Annotated in this window: 16 protein-coding genes; 8 read left to right on the top strand and 8 right to left on the bottom strand. The window is 69.4% G+C overall.

The features are described 5' to 3' along the window. Nucleotides 1-49: 49 nt before the first annotated feature. The 3 genes from AC3EO7_RS13990 to AC3EO7_RS13980 form a co-directional block, all read right to left on the bottom strand. Nucleotides 50-1,681 (bottom strand): peptide ABC transporter substrate-binding protein, encoded by a 1,632-nt coding sequence (locus tag AC3EO7_RS13990; RefSeq protein ID WP_435591392.1) that lies wholly within the window; start codon nt 1,679-1,681, stop codon nt 50-52. A gap of 135 nt (nt 1,682-1,816) precedes the next feature. Next, the gene (locus AC3EO7_RS13985; RefSeq protein WP_435591391.1) at nt 1,817-2,368 is read right to left on the bottom strand and encodes a hypothetical protein; all 552 of its coding nucleotides are present in this window, start codon (nt 2,366-2,368) and stop codon (nt 1,817-1,819) included. 91 nt (nt 2,369-2,459) lie between these two features. After that, nucleotides 2,460-3,107 (bottom strand): tetratricopeptide repeat protein, encoded by a 648-nt coding sequence (locus AC3EO7_RS13980; protein WP_435591443.1) that lies wholly within the window; start codon nt 3,105-3,107, stop codon nt 2,460-2,462. Nucleotides 3,108-3,540: 433 nt separating this feature from the next. On the opposite strand from AC3EO7_RS13980, the gene AC3EO7_RS13975 reads away from it, so the two are divergent. From AC3EO7_RS13975 to AC3EO7_RS13955, 5 genes are all read left to right on the top strand, one after another. Beyond that, complete coding sequence (locus AC3EO7_RS13975) at nt 3,541-4,044, top strand: DoxX family protein (RefSeq protein ID WP_431969917.1); 504 nt, start codon at nt 3,541-3,543, stop codon at nt 4,042-4,044. Between the two features lie 71 nt (nt 4,045-4,115). After that, nucleotides 4,116-5,426: an FAD-binding oxidoreductase gene (locus tag AC3EO7_RS13970; protein WP_431969916.1), complete on the top strand. Its 1,311-nt coding sequence runs from the start codon at nt 4,116-4,118 to the stop codon at nt 5,424-5,426. A gap of 97 nt (nt 5,427-5,523) precedes the next feature. Further along, nucleotides 5,524-6,255: a pyridoxal-phosphate dependent enzyme gene (locus AC3EO7_RS13965; protein ID WP_435591390.1), complete on the top strand. Its 732-nt coding sequence runs from the start codon at nt 5,524-5,526 to the stop codon at nt 6,253-6,255. Nucleotides 6,256-6,270: 15 nt separating this feature from the next. After that, nucleotides 6,271-6,477, top strand: a complete 207-nt coding sequence (locus tag AC3EO7_RS13960; RefSeq protein WP_435591389.1) for a hypothetical protein — start codon at nt 6,271-6,273, stop codon at nt 6,475-6,477. Between the two features lie 201 nt (nt 6,478-6,678). Further along, nucleotides 6,679-7,569 (top strand): PASTA domain-containing protein, encoded by an 891-nt coding sequence (locus tag AC3EO7_RS13955; RefSeq protein ID WP_435591388.1) that lies wholly within the window; start codon nt 6,679-6,681, stop codon nt 7,567-7,569. A gap of 116 nt (nt 7,570-7,685) precedes the next feature. On the opposite strand, the gene AC3EO7_RS13950 is transcribed toward AC3EO7_RS13955, so the two are convergent. Continuing rightward, complete coding sequence (locus tag AC3EO7_RS13950) at nt 7,686-8,540, bottom strand: class II glutamine amidotransferase (RefSeq protein WP_435591387.1); 855 nt, start codon at nt 8,538-8,540, stop codon at nt 7,686-7,688. A gap of 209 nt (nt 8,541-8,749) precedes the next feature. After that, a complete protein-coding gene (locus AC3EO7_RS13945) occupies nt 8,750-9,661 on the bottom strand; it encodes a cutinase family protein (RefSeq protein ID WP_431969912.1) in 912 nt (303 codons plus the stop codon). A 373-nt stretch (nt 9,662-10,034) separates the two neighbouring features. Between AC3EO7_RS13945 and AC3EO7_RS13940 the strand changes: the two genes are divergently transcribed. Further along, entirely contained in the window at nt 10,035-11,906 is a 1,872-nt protein-coding gene (locus AC3EO7_RS13940; protein WP_435591386.1) for a hypothetical protein, read from the top strand. Between the two features lie 105 nt (nt 11,907-12,011). Further along, nucleotides 12,012-13,718, top strand: a complete 1,707-nt coding sequence (ilvD, locus tag AC3EO7_RS13935) for a dihydroxy-acid dehydratase (protein ID WP_431969910.1) — start codon at nt 12,012-12,014, stop codon at nt 13,716-13,718. A gap of 24 nt (nt 13,719-13,742) precedes the next feature. Here ilvD and AC3EO7_RS13930 read toward each other — a convergent pair whose 3' ends face one another. Continuing rightward, nucleotides 13,743-14,390, bottom strand: coding sequence for a nitroreductase family protein (locus tag AC3EO7_RS13930; protein WP_431969909.1), 648 nt, complete (start codon nt 14,388-14,390; stop codon nt 13,743-13,745). A 78-nt stretch (nt 14,391-14,468) separates the two neighbouring features. Here AC3EO7_RS13930 and AC3EO7_RS13925 point away from each other — a divergent pair, with 78 nt between their 5' ends. Further along, nucleotides 14,469-14,852: a winged helix-turn-helix transcriptional regulator gene (locus AC3EO7_RS13925; protein WP_431970017.1), complete on the top strand. Its 384-nt coding sequence runs from the start codon at nt 14,469-14,471 to the stop codon at nt 14,850-14,852. Nucleotides 14,853-14,903: 51 nt separating this feature from the next. Here the strand turns inward: AC3EO7_RS13925 and AC3EO7_RS13920 are convergent, their stop codons facing one another. Both AC3EO7_RS13920 and AC3EO7_RS13915 read right to left on the bottom strand, forming a co-directional pair. After that, nucleotides 14,904-15,638, bottom strand: coding sequence for a GTP pyrophosphokinase (locus AC3EO7_RS13920; protein WP_431969908.1), 735 nt, complete (start codon nt 15,636-15,638; stop codon nt 14,904-14,906). Between the two features lie 89 nt (nt 15,639-15,727). After that, the gene (locus AC3EO7_RS13915) at nt 15,728-16,390 is read right to left on the bottom strand and encodes a TetR/AcrR family transcriptional regulator (protein ID WP_435591385.1); all 663 of its coding nucleotides are present in this window, start codon (nt 16,388-16,390) and stop codon (nt 15,728-15,730) included. Between the last annotated feature and the right edge of the window lie 71 nt (nt 16,391-16,461).

The following is a 16,461-nucleotide window of genomic DNA, read 5'->3' as shown; positions in this document are numbered from 1 at the left end:
GTGTCGTGCCTCGATGGGGGTCGCCATCGAGGCACGACGGATCGGCGTATCACTGCTCGGCGATCGTCACCGTTTCCAGGTCGAGGTCACGGAAGGGCGTGACGGTCACGTTCCGCAGGCGCTCCGACCAGCCGGTCTGCACGCCGGGGATCACCAGCGGAACGGCGGGCATGTCCTGCAGGACAAGGCGTTCGGCTTCCTGGTAGAGGGCCCACGAGTCCTGCTCGTTCGCCGTGGCGTCCGCGCGGGCGAGCAGCGCGTCGACCTGCTGGTTGCTGTAGCGGCCGGTGTTGGACGAGCCGCTGGTCCGGTACAGGGGATTCAGGAAGTTCTCGATCGAGGGATAGTCGGCGACCCAGCCGGTGCGGTAGATCGTCTGCATCTGGTGCGCATTGATCTGCCGCCGGAACTCGCCGAGCGTCGGCACCGGCCGGAACCGGCATTCGCGGCCGAGGGCGGCGGTGATCGACGAGCACACCGCGGTGAGCCACTTCTCGTTGGCCGAATCGACATTGGACGCGATCTCGATCGGGCCCTGGAATCCCGTGCTGTCGAACAACTCCCGCGCTTGCTGCGGCCGGTGCTGGCACAGTGTTCCGCACTGGCCGGTGGTCCCGCCGCGCACGGTGGGCGGCACGAGTCCGTCGGCCGGGGCGCGATCGCCGGTGAACACCGTGTCGATGACGTGCTGCCGGTCGATGGACATCGAAATCGCCTGGCGTACACGCGGATCGGCGAAACGCGGGTCGTACAGCGGGAACGTGATCGTCTGCAATCCCGTTCCGGCGCGGGTGAAGTGGCGGCCGGGCAGGTCCTGCTTGTAGCGCGCGCCGACCAGCGCGTCGCCCGGCAGCACCTCGAGGAAATCGAGCCGGTTGTTCACCACGTCCGCGTAGGCCGCTTCCAGGGTCGCGTTGAAACGGAATTCCGCGCGCTCGATGGACGGCTTGTTCGGGCCGGAGTAGTCGTCGTCGCGCTGGATGGTCAGACTCGAACCCGGTGTGTGGTGGACGAATTCGAAGGGGCCGTTGCCGATCGGATGGGCCAGGTACCCGGCACGGTCGGTGAAGAACTTCCTCGGCAGCGGCGCGAAGGCGAGGTAGCCGAGGCGATTGACGAAGCTCGGCAGCGGCGCGGCGAGCGTGATCGTGAACTGGTGATCGTCGACGACGCGCAGGCCGCTCATCGTGCGCGTCGCGGGATTGCCCGAATGCGCGGCAGGCGCGGCGCCCGGGTCAGGTGCGCTGACCGCGTCGAAACCTTCGATCACGGAGAGGAACCCGGCGCCCTGCTGCTCGTTGGGCGCGTACGCGGTGTAATTCCAGGCATCGACGAAGCTGTGCGCGGTGACCGGTGTTCCGTCGTGGAAGGTCCAGCCGTGCTTCAGCCGGACGGTGAAGACACGGGAGTCGTCGGTCTGGATGGATTCGGCGACGGCATTGCGGGGCGCCGCGGTGCGCGGGTCGTAGTCGACCAAGCCCTTGAACATCGTCCGAAGGATCTTCGATCCACCGGCGTCGGTGGTGTCGCCGGGAACCAGCGGGTTCTCCGGCTCGGTCGTGTTGAGTCTGAGGAGACCGGCGTCTCGGCCGGGGGAGTTCGTGTCCGCGCCGCAACCCACCGCGCCGAGAGCCGTGAGACAAGCGGTGAGAACGCTGAGCACTAGTCGGGATTTTCGCATCGGGTACTGCCTTTCCTGCGTGAAGCCGGGCGCGCGATCGATGCGTGTCGTCGATGACGCCCGTGTTCAGTGCAGCAGCGCCGTGCATTGACCGTAATACGCTGTGCGGCAGGACAATCAAATCCGGTCAAATGTTCAAGACTGCGTCGCGGTGAAGCCGATCCACATCGCGCACCACCAACATGCCTGGGAGACGAGGGCGGTCACCGCGCCGCGCAGGACGAGCGCGACGCCGAGCCGCGGGCCCGCCGCGACCATGCGCCGTTCGAGCGCCATCGCCTGTATCCCGTTGACCAGAAGAATCGCGACCAGAGCCAGTTTCACCCTGGTCGCGAAGACCTCGAATTGGGGCTCGAGCAGCATCCCGCTGCCGACCAACCCCGCGAGGCCGACCCAGATCGGCAGGTGCAACCGGCCGATGTCGCGCAGCATCTGCACCGTACTCACCCGCCCGGTCAGCCACAGCAGGGCCGAATAGTCGCCGACCAGCACCGCGCCGAGCCCGACGACCAGTGCCGCCAGGTGGACGAACAGCGCGAGGCGATGCAGCTCCGGACTCACCTGCACGCGGGTCGACACCCAGATCGCGACCGAAAGAAATCCGCCCGCCGACAGCGCCGCGAGCGCGAGCGCCACCGCGCCGCCGCTGCGAGTCGCCGCGGCCGCTTTCCCGACGTCGGTGGACATGACGCCCCGTCCTCTCTTCAGGCAGACCACATGTCAGCCAGTGGATCAGGCGTCGCGTTTGACCTCGCTCGTTCGGTCAACCGTCCGTCAATCAACCCAAGCCGTCGAGGAATTCGCGAACATCCTCGGCGTCGGGGACGTGCAGCGCCCGCCACCCCGCCAAGGCCCGTCGAGCATGGTGACGGGCGCGGCCGGTGTCGCCGAGATCGTGGTGGGTGTGCGCCAAGCCCTCCTCCGCTCGCGCCTGCTCGGGTCGGTTGCCGTGGTCCTCGGCCAGCCGCAGCGCGGCGGTGTGGTCGGCCAGTGCGCGGCGCGGATCGCCTGCCGCCCTGGCGGTTTCGCCGAGGCCGTTGATCGCGGCCGCGCGATCGTGGTGGTCGCCGAGCTCGGCGTACAGTTCCGCGGCCCGGAGGTGGTGGTCGAAGGCAGGGCCGGTTCGGCCGTCACGGCGGTGCAGCAGTCCGATGTGGTTGAGAACCAGGGCTTCCCCGCGCCGGTTGCCCAGCTCGCGGTGCATGGCGAGGGCGCGGCTCAGGTGGTCGGCGGCCGGCTCGGGCTCGCCGCAGTGATCGAGGACGACGCCGAGGTTGCCGAGCACATGTGCCTCGCCGACCCGGTTGCCCGCCGCGTGGGTGAGTTCGAGCGCGCGGCCGAAAAGGTCTCTGGCCGCGGCGAAGTCGCGGCGACGGGAGGCGACGTTGCCCAGGGTGTTGTAGGCGCGGGCCTCCTCGTAGGCGATGCCGGTCGACCGGCACAGCTCGGCGGCCTGCCGGGCCCGACCGCGGCGTTGTTCGACGCGGCTCAGCAGCTGTGCGGCCTCACGCCCAATCTGATCAAGACGATCGGCAACAGCCCGGCCGCGCTGCGCGGTTACGTCGAACTGGCGAAAGCGTTGCGCGACAGCGCTGTCACTGAGAGCACGAGGGCCAGGATCGCGGTGCTCGTCGCCCAGATCGTCGAGGTGGTCGCGCAGGTCGCGCTGGGCGTCTTCGGGCGATTACGTGGCGCTGGTCGGGCGGGTCGCCAACGACTGGCCGCTCGTCCGCCACGACATCCGGACGGACGAGGCCTGAACCGCGGCTTTCCCGCCCTGTCACAGTTTTCCGCCCGGCGTCGTCAGAGAGGTACCGGGCGGCCACCCATCGAAAGCAGATCCGAAAGGAACACCGACCATGAACACACACGTCGCGACCCCGACCGCGCTGCCCGGCGCGACCCCGGCACACCACGTGCGGAGCCTGATCGACTCCGTGGCGGGCCGCACCGCGGCATCGCGAACCAAGTTCGCCGTCTTCGCCGCGACCACCGGCCTGGTGCTGACCGAGTCGGTCGTGGGCGCGTACTGGGATCTGGCCCGCATCCCGTACGTCGAGGAGACCTTCGCCGGGCTGCGCTACCCCATGTACTTCGCGACGATCCTTGGCGCGGCCAAGGTGGCCGCGGTCGCCGCCGTCGTGACGCCGGGATTCCCGCGACTGAAGGAATGGGCCTACGCCGGACTGTTCTTCGTCTACGCCGGTGCGGCCGCCTCGCATCTCGCGGTCGGCGATCCGACCGCCAAAGTGGTGTCCCCGCTGGTCTTCGCGGGACTCACGCTGGTCTCGTGGGCATTGCGCGCCCCGGCCCAGCGCGACCCGAAGCCGTTGCCCCTCGCGTTGAAGTTCCGCCGCGCGTAATTCCGGTGGGCGCGGGCAAAGGCGACCGCGCCCCCACCTCTTTGTATACGACTGAAAGTTAGGAAAAGACCATGTCTTTCGAAGTTCTCCGAGACGCGGTGCGTGGCCGGGTGCTGCTGCCCGGTGACGAGGGATTCGACGCAGCCGCCCGGCCGTGGAATGTGACGGTCACCCAGCCGGTGGCCGCGGTGGTGGAGGCCGCCGACGCCGCCGACGTGGCCGCCGTCGTCACCCATGCGGCGCGAGCGGCCCTCCCGGTGGTGGCGCAGCCGACCGGACACGGTGCGGCAGGCGGGATTCCGGAGGCGATCCTGCTGCGCACCGGGCGGCTCGACGGCATCGAGATCGACGCAGGACAGCGGATCGCGAAGGTCGGCGCGGGCGCGCAATGGGGTGCGGTGCAGGCCGCGGCCGGTACGCACGGGCTCACCGGACTCGCGGGCAGCAACCCAGTGGTCGGGGTGACCGGCTACACGCTCGGCGGCGGTCTGAGCTGGTTCGGGCGCAAGCACGGCTGGGCGTCGGATGCGGTGCGCGCCTTCGACATCGTCGACGCGACCGGCGCCGTGGCACGGGTGACGGCCGAGGACGATCCGGAGCTGTTCTGGGCGCTGCGCGGCGGCGGCGGTGATTTCGCCGTGGTGACCGGCATGGAGTTCGACCTGTTCCCGGCGCCCGGACTCTACGGCGGCCGGGTGATGTGGCCGGCCGCCCGCACCGCCGAGGTGTTCGAGCTGTTCCAGCGGCTGACCTCGGACGCGCCCGCCGAATTGACACTGTGGTTCCACCGTTTCCAGTTCCCGGACGCGCCGCCGATGGTCGCGCTGGATGCCGCCTACCTCGGCGATCCGGAGGCGGGCCGGGAATTGCTCGCCGCGCTGGACACGATCGTCGGCGCCATCACGGACACGCGGGGTGCGCTGGCGATGGCCGATCTCGGCGCCATCACCGCCGAACCCACCGACCCGAGTCCCTCGCTGTCCCGCGGCGAACTGCTGACCGCCCTCGACGACGCGGTCGTCAAGACCGTGCTGGAAGGCCCGGTCGCCCCGCTGGTCGACATCCAGATCCGCCACCTCGGCGGCGCTTTGGCCGCAACCCGTCCCGGCGGCGGCGCGCGCGGTCCCGTCGCCGAGCCTTACCTGCTGTATCTGCTCGGCCTCGGCCTCCCGCACCTGGCCGACGCGGTCAAGGGCCGCCGCGGCGAGATCGTCGACGCGCTCGGCGGCAGCATCAGCGGCCGCAAGCCCTACACCTTCCTCACGCCGGAGGAGACCGCGGCGAGCGCGTTCGACGCGGGCACGCTGGCGCGGCTCGGGGAGATCAAGCGGGCGCGAGATCCGCAGGGAGTGATCCGGTCGAACTACCCGGTGCTGGGATAGGAATCGGCCGCACCGCCGAGCCGGGCGCAGACAGGCCGCGGACCCTCGGGTCCCGCGCCCTGCGTTCGCCCGGCCGTTCGGTCTTAAGGTGAATCGCATGCTCAACCCGACCTTCGGCGACGTCCAAGACGCCGCGGATCGCGTCACCGGGGTCGTCCGGCCGCTCACTGTCATCGCCGCCGACCGGGACCTGGTGCCGGGAGCGCAGGCCTACCTCGCCCTCGAATTTCTCCAGCACACCGGCTCGTTCAAGGCGCGCGCCGCGGTCAATCTGGTTGCCGCGCTCGTGCATTCGCGTGCCGTGCCCTCGGCAGGCATAGTGGCCGCGACCGGCCGCAACGCTGATCTCGGGTTCGCCTGGGCCGCACAGCAATTCGGCGTTCCAGCCACCGTGTTCCTGGCGGCTGACGCGCCGGAGGCGAAGGTGGCCCGGCTGCGCGGCTACGGCGCGGAGGTCCGTGTCGGCGGAGCAGGCCAGGCCGACGCGCAGCGGGCGGCGCGCACCTTCATGGCGCGGACCGGCGCGATCGACGCCTACACCCACGACGACCTGCTCACCTCCGCGGGCGCAGGCACGATCCTGCTCGAACTCGCCGCCGCCGTCCCCGATCTGGACACCGTGGTGGTCGCGGTGGGCGTGGGCGGCATGTTCTCCGGCATCACCGCCGCCGCCGACCGCCTCGGCATCCGCGTCGTCGGAGCCGAACCCGACGGCAGCAGGGCGCTGCACGCCGCGCTCGCCGCGGGCGCGGTGCTCGAGGTCGACATCGATTCCGTCGCAGCCGATTCCCTCGGCGCGCTCCGGATCTGCGGTGCGGCGTTGGCGTGAGCCCGAGCCGCCGACGTGCACTCCATAGTCGTCGACGACCCCGCCATCATCGCCACCCGCCGCCTGCTCTGGGACCGCCACCGCATCGCCGTCGAACACGGCGCGGCCACCGGCCTGGCGGCCGTGCGCGCGGGCGGCTACCGCCCGCACCCCGGCGAACGCATCGCCTTCGTCCTCTGCGGCGCCAACACCGACCCCGCCGACCTCATGTCGGCGATGTGATGGCCTCAGCCTGTGCGGGCCGGTGCGGCCACAGCACCACCAGCGCCAGTACCGCTGCGGCCGGCACGCCGAGTGGAGCAGGGCATCTTGCCGGGGTAGTCCCACGTCACAGAAAGGCATTGGGCAAGAATCCATTACGCTCTTCGTCGGTTCATGCCGAAGTCGGCAGGATGGCTGGGCACCCCACCGGGAGGAATAGACGTGAGCATCGAGCAGGACCGGGGACTGGGAGTGGGAGCTGGGCAGCCGCGCTTCGATCGGAAGAGTGTGATGCGTGCTGCCGCTGCGTTCGCGGCGACACTCACCGTGCTGTTGTCCGGCTGCTCCAGCGGAAACTCCGATACGGCAACAGCTCCCACGACGACCACCCAGGTGCCCGCAGCGCCCGCTGCCGCGGCGACCCCCACCACCAGTGCGAAACCGGCCGATACCGCCGAATATCGTCAAGACGATGACGGATTCGGACGGGCAGGCTATTTCTTCACCTCGCCCAGCGGCGCGTTCTCCTGCGCCATCTTCGACGCATCGGTGAGCGCCTACGGCGTGCCCGTCGGAGCGGCCTGTCAGGGCCGTGCCGCCACGCCCGCCGGAGCGCAGGACTGCGCGCAACCCGAAGGGCTGCAAGCTCCCGTCCCGGGGTTGGGAGTGGGTCCGTCGGGGACGAACTTCTTCTGCATCGCGGGTTCACCGCTGTTCACGACCACCAGCACGGTGCTGCCCTACGGCTCGTCGCTGACCGCCAACGGCTACACCTGCCATTCCGCCCAGAATGGCGTGAGCTGCTCCGAGAACCTGAACGGCAAGGGATTCCGAGTCTCACGCGAATCGAGCGCTCTCACCCTCGACGGCGCACAGCGGCAGAGCGCGTCGGTCACGGTGCCCGATGTGCGCGGTGAGCGGCCCGCCGCGGCGGAGAATCTGCTGACGAATGCCGGTCTGACGGCGAAGGTCATGGGCGGCACCGGCCGTGGACCGCGCGGCGGCCAGTGCGTTGTCGCCGAACAGGAGCCCGCGGCGGGCACGAAGGTCGCGACCGGGGCACTGATCACGCTGACGACCCGTGAGATCGGCTACGAGTACGGGATCTGCTGAATTCTTCGTCGGCGTGTCACTGCGACAGCTCCGGCGAGCGCGGCGGTCGTCTCGAACACCGGGAAGCGTTGCGGGCCAACCGGAACGCAGCGGGTCAGGGGGACCGCGAGCGGGCGTCAGCGGTGCATCTGGGATGCGGCGGCCTCGGCGCTGAGGTCGGACAGCGAGAGCGGATGGGCCGGGGGACGATCGAGGATCGTCGTGCGGTGGACGCGCAGGTCCCCGTCGACGTGGAGGAGTTCGCCGGTCGGCACGAGCTGCCAGCCGGGATCGTCGTCCATCGGCTCGCTGGCTACCACCACGGTCGGGGTCTGCGCCGGATCTGTCGAATGGACTCGAACGGTTCCCTTGGTGCCCCGGTGCGCAAGGTGTTCGCCGGGTTCGCGTTCCAGCACGTAGAGGTCGTGCGTGGCGGGGTAGCGCAGCGCCCACAGTTCGGTGGCGGTGGTCAGCAGCAGGTTGATCGCGAAGATCGGCAGCTGGTCGGCGACCCAGCGCGCGGCGTCGGTGATTCCGGCGGTGATGTCTCCGCTGTGCGCGTCGATATGTTCGGTGATCAGCGCGAAGAAGCGTTCCGAATCGGTGTCGCCTTTCACCAGCTCGCGATACCGGCCCAGTTCCTCGTCGAGCCGGGAAAGCTCCTCGATGACGCCGTTGTGCGCGAAGATCCGCCCCTGCTCGGTGAACGGGTGGGTGTTGTTCGGGGTGAGCGCGCCGGTGGACGCGTGCCGGACATGAGCCAAGAAGGTCGCCGACTCGCGGTGCTTGGCCTCCACCGCGAACTGGCGGTCCTCGTACGCGGCCAGCGGCTGTTTCTCGACCCGCGGTCGCCCCGCGATGTCGAAGGTGCCGAGCCCGGTGCCGTCCGGATTCGTCTCGCTCTGGTGATCGAGGCTGTCCGACGCGTCGAGCAGCCAGAACGTCGCCATGACCCGCCGTGGTGCTGCTGTCATCCCGAAAAGTCGACACATGCTGGCCTCATCCCTGCGCCGGTCGCATCGAATGATCGTGCCCGTGACGAGTCGAGCCTAGCGCGCGGACGCGAGCTGGAATTCGAGAAGGCAGCGTTGGCCGGTCAGATCGGTCACTGTTCCTCGGCCGCTATATCGAGTGACTGCCGCAGGAACGACGAACGCCGGGCAGAGCCGATGCTCCGCCCGGCGTCCCAGGGCCGAAGGGCCTAGCGCTGGGCCAGTCCGACCAGACGCTGGCGCAACCAGGTCAGCGGAGTGGCGCCTCCGGGGGCGATCCGGTAGGAGGGATAGCTCTGGTGGGCGCCGGAGGCGAGGAAGTCGTCGATCTGCCGCTTGCGTTCCTCGTAGGCCGAGTTGTTGAGCTGGTCGTGCAGGAGTCCGAAGCCGCCCGCGGCGAGGGCGTCGTCGATGAGCTGGCCCGCCTGCTGCTGGTAGTTGCCGAACAGGGCGGGGTCCGGATTGGAGACCTGGGCGAAGAATCCGGCGATCCGGGCGGCGAAGTCACCGTCCGGCGTCGCGCAGTACAGGTCGCCGGGGGCGCAGAAGGTGTAGGTATGCGGGGTGAGCCAGCCGAACCCGCCCAGGCGCGGCCCGCCCGCTCCCGCGCCCGGCACCGGGGGGCCGATGAGGGTGTCGGTGGGGGAGCGCCGGGGATCGGCGATCAGCCCGACGAGATCGACCCGGTCGGGCGTCACCACGCCGAGTCCGGTACCGATCTCGGCGGCGAGATCGCCGGCGGCGTCCGCGCCTTGGCTGTAGCCGAGCAGTGCGAATCGCGTCGTCGCGCAGCGCTGGGCCGTGTCCGCGATGAGCGCGCGGGCGCCGTCGACGGCTTCGCGCTTGGACCGGCCGTACACCTCGCCTTCCCAGGGGAAAGCGGTCGCGGTGTAGGCGACGTAGTCGGTCCAGGCATCGCCGGGCAGATCGTCGGCGACGGCGGCCAACATCCCCTTGCCCGGTTCGGATTTCGAGGTCTCCCAGGTGCCCGGAATCGCTACGACGTAAACGTCCGGGCAGTTCGGTGGCTCCGCCTGTGCGGTGGTGGCGGCGCCGTAGGACAGAACGGCGGCGACTGTCGCCGCCGCGCAGGCTGCAGTGTTCGTCCATCGTGGAAACATGGCGTACTCCGTGTGTTCGCTGCGGGCGAGGACGATGGCGCTCGGTGCGAGCGCCGGGTGTCGTTGTCTTTCAGGTAGGCACGAGTTCGTCGGAAAACGTCCGGGGCGGACAGACATATTGTGGCGGAAAATTTCGGTTGTGCACGGCGATGCTTCACGATTGCCGGACCGTGTCGATGCGAACGCCCGTGGCTCGGCGGCAGGCCCCACCACGCGACACGCCGTGCGAGCTCGCCCTCCGTCCCGTGGTGGCGCACGGCTGGGGCTGAGCGAGGGCGGCCGGGTTTGGGGCAGACTGGGCGCGGGAATCGATCACTGCGGTGAGCGATTTCCGGACCGACCCGAAGCATGACCGTGAACAGGAGCGCAGGCGATGACCGACGGCGTCCGCACGATCGAGCGTGCGAGGCCGGTCGAGCCTGTGTCGCAGCGGAGTTTCCCGCTGCGGGGGCGTTCGGTGCCGATCGCCGCCGGTCCTCACGCCGTGATCTTGGTGGCCTGTTGCCTGGTCGTGGCCCAGCTGGCGCTGCGGGGGTGGATCGCGGGTCGCGGCTACTTCTATTGGGACGATCTCGTCCTGGTCGGGCGCGCGGGCCGTTACGAGCTGCTGTCCGCGGATCTGCTGCTCTACGACCACGACGGTCATTTCATGCCGCTGGCGTTCGTGACGGCGTGGGTCGTGACCAGAGCGGCGCCCCTGGCGTGGGCGGGTCCGGTGATCACGCTGATCGTCCTGCAACTCGCGGCCTCGCTCGCGGTGTTGCGGATGCTGATCGCCGTGGCGGGCCCGCGTCGCGCGATCCTGGCGCCGTTCGTGCTCTATCTGGCATGTCCGCTGACGCTGCCCGCGTTCGCGTGGTGGTCGGCGGCGCTGAACGCGCTGCCGTTGCAGTTCGCCCTCGCCTGGGTGGCAGGCGACGCGGTGCTGCTGGTGCGGACCGGGCGTCGCCGGTACGCGGTGTCCGGGATCGTCGTCCTGGTCGTGGCGCTGCTGTTCTTCGAGAAGTCCGTGGTGGTTCCGTTCGTGGCGTTCGCCGCCGCGGCCTTGACGCATCACGTGGACGGTCACCGCGGTGTCGTCGGCGCGGTCGCCAGGCGCGGCGCCCCGCTGTGGATCGGTTCCGGTGTGGTGCTGGCGGCCTGGCTCGGCGTCTACCTCAGCGTCGTGGACGTCGGAGCCCACGGCGGCGGGCACGATGTGGGGGAGCTTTTGCGCAGCGCCACATCGCTGGGTGTCGTGCCCGCATTGTCGGGCGGGCCGTGGGTGTGGGAACGGTGGCTGCCCGCCACTCCCTGGGCGGCGCCGCCGGGCTGGGCGGTCGCCGCGGCGTGGGTCGTCCTCGGCGCGCTGGCGGTGATCGCGCTGTCGGCGCGTCGGCGGGTGGCGGCGGTCCTGGTGACGGTCGCGGTCTACGTGGTGGTGGCGCAGTTGCCGCTGGCGCTGATCCGCAGCGGTCCGCACACCGCCACCGAGATCATGCAATCCCTGCGGTATCTGGCCGACGTCGCGGTGGTGATGGCCCTGGCCGGGGCGCTGGTGCTCCGTGCGCGTCCTCGCGAATCGAACCCGCGTTGTTCGTCGGCGTGGGCGGGACGGCGGCGGATGGCCGCGCCCGCGCTGGTGGGGCTCACGGTGGTGTTCGTGGTGAGCAGCCTGTGGTCCTCGGCGATGTTCGCGCGGTCGTGGGCGGTGAGCCCGACCCGGACCTACCTCACCAATGTCACCGCCGCGCTCGGCGCGCAGGACACACCGATGCTGGAGCAGGAGGTGCCATGGGAAGTCCTGGCCCCCTACGCCTATCCGCGGAATCTCGCCGATCGGGTGCTCGCGCCCGTCGCACGGCCCGGCGCGTTCGCCGACTCGACTCCCCGGCTGCGCATGATCACCGATACCGGCGAGATCGTGGACGCGGTCGTCTGGTGGAACCGGCACATCCGTCCCGGTCCCGACCCCGCCTGCGACTACCGCATCGCGGGCTCGACGCCGGCCGAACTCCCGCTGGACGGCCCCATGCTCGACAACAACTGGACCGCGCAGCTGAACTATCTCGCCGATCGAGATGGCCACATCACGGTCGGCCTCGAGCACGGCCGTCCGGTCGTCGTCCCGGTCGAAGCCGGGGTGCACACCGTGTACGTGCGCGTCGTCGGCGGCGGATCGAGCCTCCGAATAGGTTCCTACACAACGGGTCTCGCACTCTGCATCGGAGTGGGCCCGGTCGGTGTGGCGTCGTACGACTACTGAAATCGATGACGGCTGTCGATTGCGGCCGCCGCGTTCTCACGGGATCGACGGCGGTTCGGCGTGGTCGCCGCCGGAATCGGGAGAGAACGGGAATGATGGGGAATCGTGCCCGAGAATCCGAAGGTCTCCGATCTCAAGCCGCGTAGTCGTGACGTCACCGACGGCCTGGAGAGGTCCGCCGCGCGCGGGATGCTGCGAGCGGTCGGCATGGGTGATGCGGACTGGGAGAAGCCCCAGGTGGGGGTGGCGTCCTCGTGGAACGAGATCACCCCGTGCAATCTGTCGCTGGAGCGGCTCGCCAGAGGGTGCAAGGACGGCGTGTTCGCCGGTGGCGGCTTTCCGATGCAGTTCGGCACCATCTCGGTGTCCGACGGCATCTCCATGGGGCACGAGGGGATGCACTTCTCCCTGGTGTCGCGGGAGGTGATCGCCGACAGCGTCGAGACCGTGATGCAGGCCGAGCGGCTCGACGGTTCGGTGCTGCTGGCCGGCTGCGACAAGTCGCTGCCCGGAATGCTGATGGCGGCGGCCCGGCTGAACCTGGCGAGCGTGTTCCTGTACGCGGGGTCGATCCTGCCGGGGATCGCGAAACTCTCCGACGGCAGCGAGCGCGAGGTGACGATCATCGACGCGTTCGAAGCGGTCGGCGCGTGTGCCCGCGGGCTGATGAGCCGCGAGGACGTGGACGCCATCGAGCGCGCGATCTGTCCCGGCGAGGGCGCCTGCGGCGGCATGTATACCGCCAACACCATGGCCAGCGCGGCCGAGGCACTCGGCATGTCGCTGCCGGGCAGCGCGGCCCCGCCCGCGACCGACCGCCGCCGCGACGGTTACGCCCGGCGCAGCGGCGAGGCGGTGGTGGAGTTGATCCGGCAGGGGATTACCCCCGCCGACATCCTCACCAAACCCGCGTTCGAGAACGCGATCGCGGTCGTCATGGCCTTCGGCGGCTCCACCAATGCCGTGCTGCACCTGCTGGCCATCGCGCACGAGGCGAACGTCGACCTGACGCTGGACGATTTCGCCCGCATCGGCCGCCGGGTGCCGCACTTGGCCGACGTCAAGCCTTTCGGCAGGCACGTGATGACCGACGTGGACCGGATCGGCGGCGTGCCGGTGATGATGAAGGCGCTGCTCGACGCCGGATTGCTGCACGGCGACTGCTTGACGGTGACGGGGCGGACGGTGGCGGAGAACCTGGCCGAGATCACGCCGCCGGATCCCGACGGCAAGGTGATCCGCGCGATGGCCGCGCCGATCCATCCCACCGGCGGCATCACCATCCTCAGGGGAACACTCGCGCCCGAGGGCGCCGTGGTCAAGTCGGCGGGCTTCGATTCCGATGTATTCACCGGCACAGCAAGGGTTTTCGACCGCGAACGGTCCGCGATGGACGCACTGGAGGACGGCACGATCACGGCGGGGGACGTGGTCGTCATCCGGTACGAGGGCCCCAAGGGCGGTCCGGGAATGCGCGAGATGCTGGCCATCACCGCCGCCATCAAGGGCGCGGGCCTCGGCAAGGACGTGCTGCTGCTGACCGACGGACGGTTCTCGGGCGGCACCACGGGTCTGTGCGTCGGGCACGTCGCCCCGGAAGCCGTCGACGGCGGGCCCATCGCGTTCGTGCGCGACGGTGACCGCATCCGCCTCGACGTCGCCGCGGGCACCCTCGACGTCCAGGTCGACGACAGCGAACTCGCGCGCCGCCGCGACGGCTGGAAACCGTTGCCGCCCCGCTATACCCGCGGTGTGCTGGCGAAGTACACGAAGCTGGTCGGCTCGGCCTCGGGCGGCGCGGTCTGCGACTGACGGGTCAGCCCGCGGGGCCGCGGCTCACGCGGCCCGATAGCGGCCGCGGAAGACGGTGCGGTCCAGGGACCTGCGTCCCGGGTGGATCCGTTCCTCGGCGGCGTAGCCGATGGACATGAGCAGGGCGATGGCGAGGTCGGCGCGGTCCTCGATGCCGATCGTCTTCTTCACCCTGTCCTCGTCCCAGCCGTTCATCGGCGAGGTGGCCAGCCCGAGTTCGGTGGCGGCCAGCATGACGTACGTCGCGGCGATCATGGCGTCCTTCACCGCGTATTCGCGGTCGAGACCGCGTTCGGTCAGGCCCTGCTGGAACTCGGTGGCGGCGGCGGAGAATCCGGTGATGAACTCGTCGCTCCACGCCCCGTTGCGGCGCGCCTGTTCGTAGACATCGGATCTGTCCGCCCGCCACGCGTGCGGCTCGGCGACGAACACGAGCACGACCGGCGCTTCCTGCGGCTGCGGCTGACCGCCGGTGGCCCAGGTCAGGCCCTCCCGCCCCGCGGTATCGGCGACCACCACGATGGACCGGTCCTGCAGGTTCCAGCTCGACGGCGCTTGCATCGCCAAGTCGAGAAGGGTGTCGAGGTGGGCGGCGGGCACTGGATCGGGCAGGTAATGGCGGACGGTGCGGCGGGTGCGGATCGCGTCGGCGACCGACAGCGTCTTGATCATGACACTAACTATTGAAGAGTGACTCTCCATTGGGAAGAGGGCACTAATTAGTGCGCTACTCTCCTGGGTGTGACGATCGTGGAATCATCGGGTCTGCCCGCCGATGTGTACTCCGCCAAGTGCCCCACCCGCCAGGTCCTCGACCACATCGCGGGCAAGTGGACGGTGCTGGTGATCGACGCCCTCCTCCAGCAGGGCGCGATGCGCTACACCGACCTGTCGCGCCGCATCGGCGGCGTCTCTCAGAAGATGCTGACCCAAACCTTGCGCAGCCTGGAGAGCGACGGATTCCTCACCCGCACAGTGCATCCCACGATTCCCCCGCGTGTCGAATACGAGCTCACCGACCTCGGCCGCAGCCTGGCCGAGCCGGTCACCGCCCTGCGCCAGTGGGCCGAGCGGAACATCAACGACATCGAACGGGCCCGCCGGATGGTCACGCGGCAGTCCGCAGCGCAGTGAGGCCAGGCGCGGCCACGCCGCATCGGCCCAACTCCGGCCGTGGGTGGCGCGCTAGCTGCTCAGGTGGTGTTGCCGCGCGAGGGACTCGATCAGTTCGAGTGGGGTGGGTAGCGGGATCACGCCTTCCTCGCCGGGCGCGCTGAGGCGTGAGGCGGCGACCCGCTCGTGGAGGTGTTCCATCCGCATGTCGAGCCGGTTCGCGGCGTCCGCGGCGTCGGTGAGTTCGGCGAGCAATTCCTCCGGAATGTCGCCGCCGTATTTGTAGTAGATCTTGTGTTCGAGACTGGCCCAGAAATCCATGGCGATGGTCCGGATCTGGAGTTCCGCGGGCACGTACTCGACGCGGTCGCTCATGAACACCGGCAGCTCGAGCAGAATGTGCAGGCTCTTGTAGCCGTTGGGCTTCGGGTTGGCGATGTAGTCGCGCACCTCGGTGACGGTGACGTCGGACTGGCTGGTGAGCATGTCCGCGATCCGATAGGTGTCTTGGATGAAGCTGCAGGTGATGCGCACACCGGCGATGTCGACGATGTTCTTCCTGATGTCGGGCAGCGTGACCGGTATGTCCTTGCGCTGCAGCTTGTGCAGAATGCTCTCCGGGGACTTCAGCCGCGACCGGACGTGCTCGATCGGGCTGTACTTGTGGATGTAGGTGAATTCGTCTTTCAAGATATTGATCTTGGTCATCAACTCGGATATGACGAATTGGTACGACATCATGAAGCGGGAGAATTCGGTGCGAAAATGAGCCAGGTCGTCGTCACGCACAATGTTCGGTGAATCCATCACATCCGCATCCCGCTGATTCGAAGCTGTCGTCTCTCTCCGACAGTCTGCCACCGAGGGCTGAGACGTAGCTGAGCGGCCACCGCGCCTCAGGCGGCGGAATCGTCCCGGGGTGCCGCGGCGAAGATCGGCAGCGGTCGCGCGCAGATCTCGCGGGCTTCGTCGGCGGGCAGGCCGAACATCCGGAGCAGGTCCTCGGTCACCTGGTCGGCGGCCTCGGCGTCGTCGCGTTCGGGGCGGTCGTGAAGCAGCTGGCCGAGGCACAGGGCGGCGCCGGTCACGATGGTCATGGCCAGTTCCGGGTCGCTGACGTGGAAGCGGCCCGCGCGGACCGCCGCCTCGATGTCGCGACGGGCTCGCGGTGCGAGCCCCCTGCTCGACCTCGCGAGATTGAGTCCGTCGTTGAGCAGGACCTTGCTGAGGGTGGGGTTGAGCCGGTGCAGGCGGCCGGTGAGCCGGAAGCTCTGCGCGAACACCTGGGCCGGGTCGTCCATGTCCTCGCACAGCACGTCGAGCAGTGCGCCGTGCTGGTCCAGCGCCTCCTCGATGGCAGCCTGGTACAGCTCCTCCCTGCTGTGGAAGTGGTTGTAGAACGACCCCATGCCGACGTCGGCCGCCTGCGTGATCTCGAGGATCGGCACGTTGAGCTTCCCCTCCGCCAGCAATGCCTGCGCCGCGCTCACGAGCGCCGCGCGGGTTCGCGCCTTGCGCCGCTCGAGGCGGTTGGGTTCCGAGCCGGTCTGCGCGGTCATCGCTGTTCCTCCCTGACGTCTTCGCACGCCATCGTAGCGGTCCGGTCAGTATTGACGAATTTGTCAGAACC

Source organism: Nocardia sp. bgisy118, from assembly GCF_057708605.1.
This window is presented reverse-complemented; position numbering and strand designations above follow the sequence as displayed.

What these genes read in the sequence shown, in the direction of transcription:
- AC3EO7_RS13915 (WP_435591385.1), bottom strand. Translation starts at nt 16,390, where the DNA reads ATGACCGCGCAGACCGGCTCGGAACCCAACCGCCTCGAGCGGCGCAAG.
- AC3EO7_RS13950 (WP_435591387.1), bottom strand. Translation starts at nt 8,540, where the DNA reads ATGTGTCGACTTTTCGGGATGACAGCAGCACCACGGCGGGTCATGGCG.
- AC3EO7_RS13970 (WP_431969916.1), top strand. Translation starts at nt 4,116, where the DNA reads ATGTCTTTCGAAGTTCTCCGAGACGCGGTGCGTGGCCGGGTGCTGCTG.
- AC3EO7_RS13990 (WP_435591392.1), bottom strand. Translation starts at nt 1,681, where the DNA reads ATGCGAAAATCCCGACTAGTGCTCAGCGTTCTCACCGCTTGTCTCACG.
- AC3EO7_RS13930 (WP_431969909.1), bottom strand. Translation starts at nt 14,390, where the DNA reads ATGATCAAGACGCTGTCGGTCGCCGACGCGATCCGCACCCGCCGCACC.
- AC3EO7_RS13975 (WP_431969917.1), top strand. Translation starts at nt 3,541, where the DNA reads ATGAACACACACGTCGCGACCCCGACCGCGCTGCCCGGCGCGACCCCG.
- AC3EO7_RS13965 (WP_435591390.1), top strand. Translation starts at nt 5,524, where the DNA reads ATGCTCAACCCGACCTTCGGCGACGTCCAAGACGCCGCGGATCGCGTC.
- AC3EO7_RS13940 (WP_435591386.1), top strand. Translation starts at nt 10,035, where the DNA reads ATGACCGACGGCGTCCGCACGATCGAGCGTGCGAGGCCGGTCGAGCCT.
- AC3EO7_RS13985 (WP_435591391.1), bottom strand. Translation starts at nt 2,368, where the DNA reads ATGTCCACCGACGTCGGGAAAGCGGCCGCGGCGACTCGCAGCGGCGGC.
- AC3EO7_RS13945 (WP_431969912.1), bottom strand. Translation starts at nt 9,661, where the DNA reads ATGTTTCCACGATGGACGAACACTGCAGCCTGCGCGGCGGCGACAGTC.
- AC3EO7_RS13920 (WP_431969908.1), bottom strand. Translation starts at nt 15,638, where the DNA reads ATGGATTCACCGAACATTGTGCGTGACGACGACCTGGCTCATTTTCGC.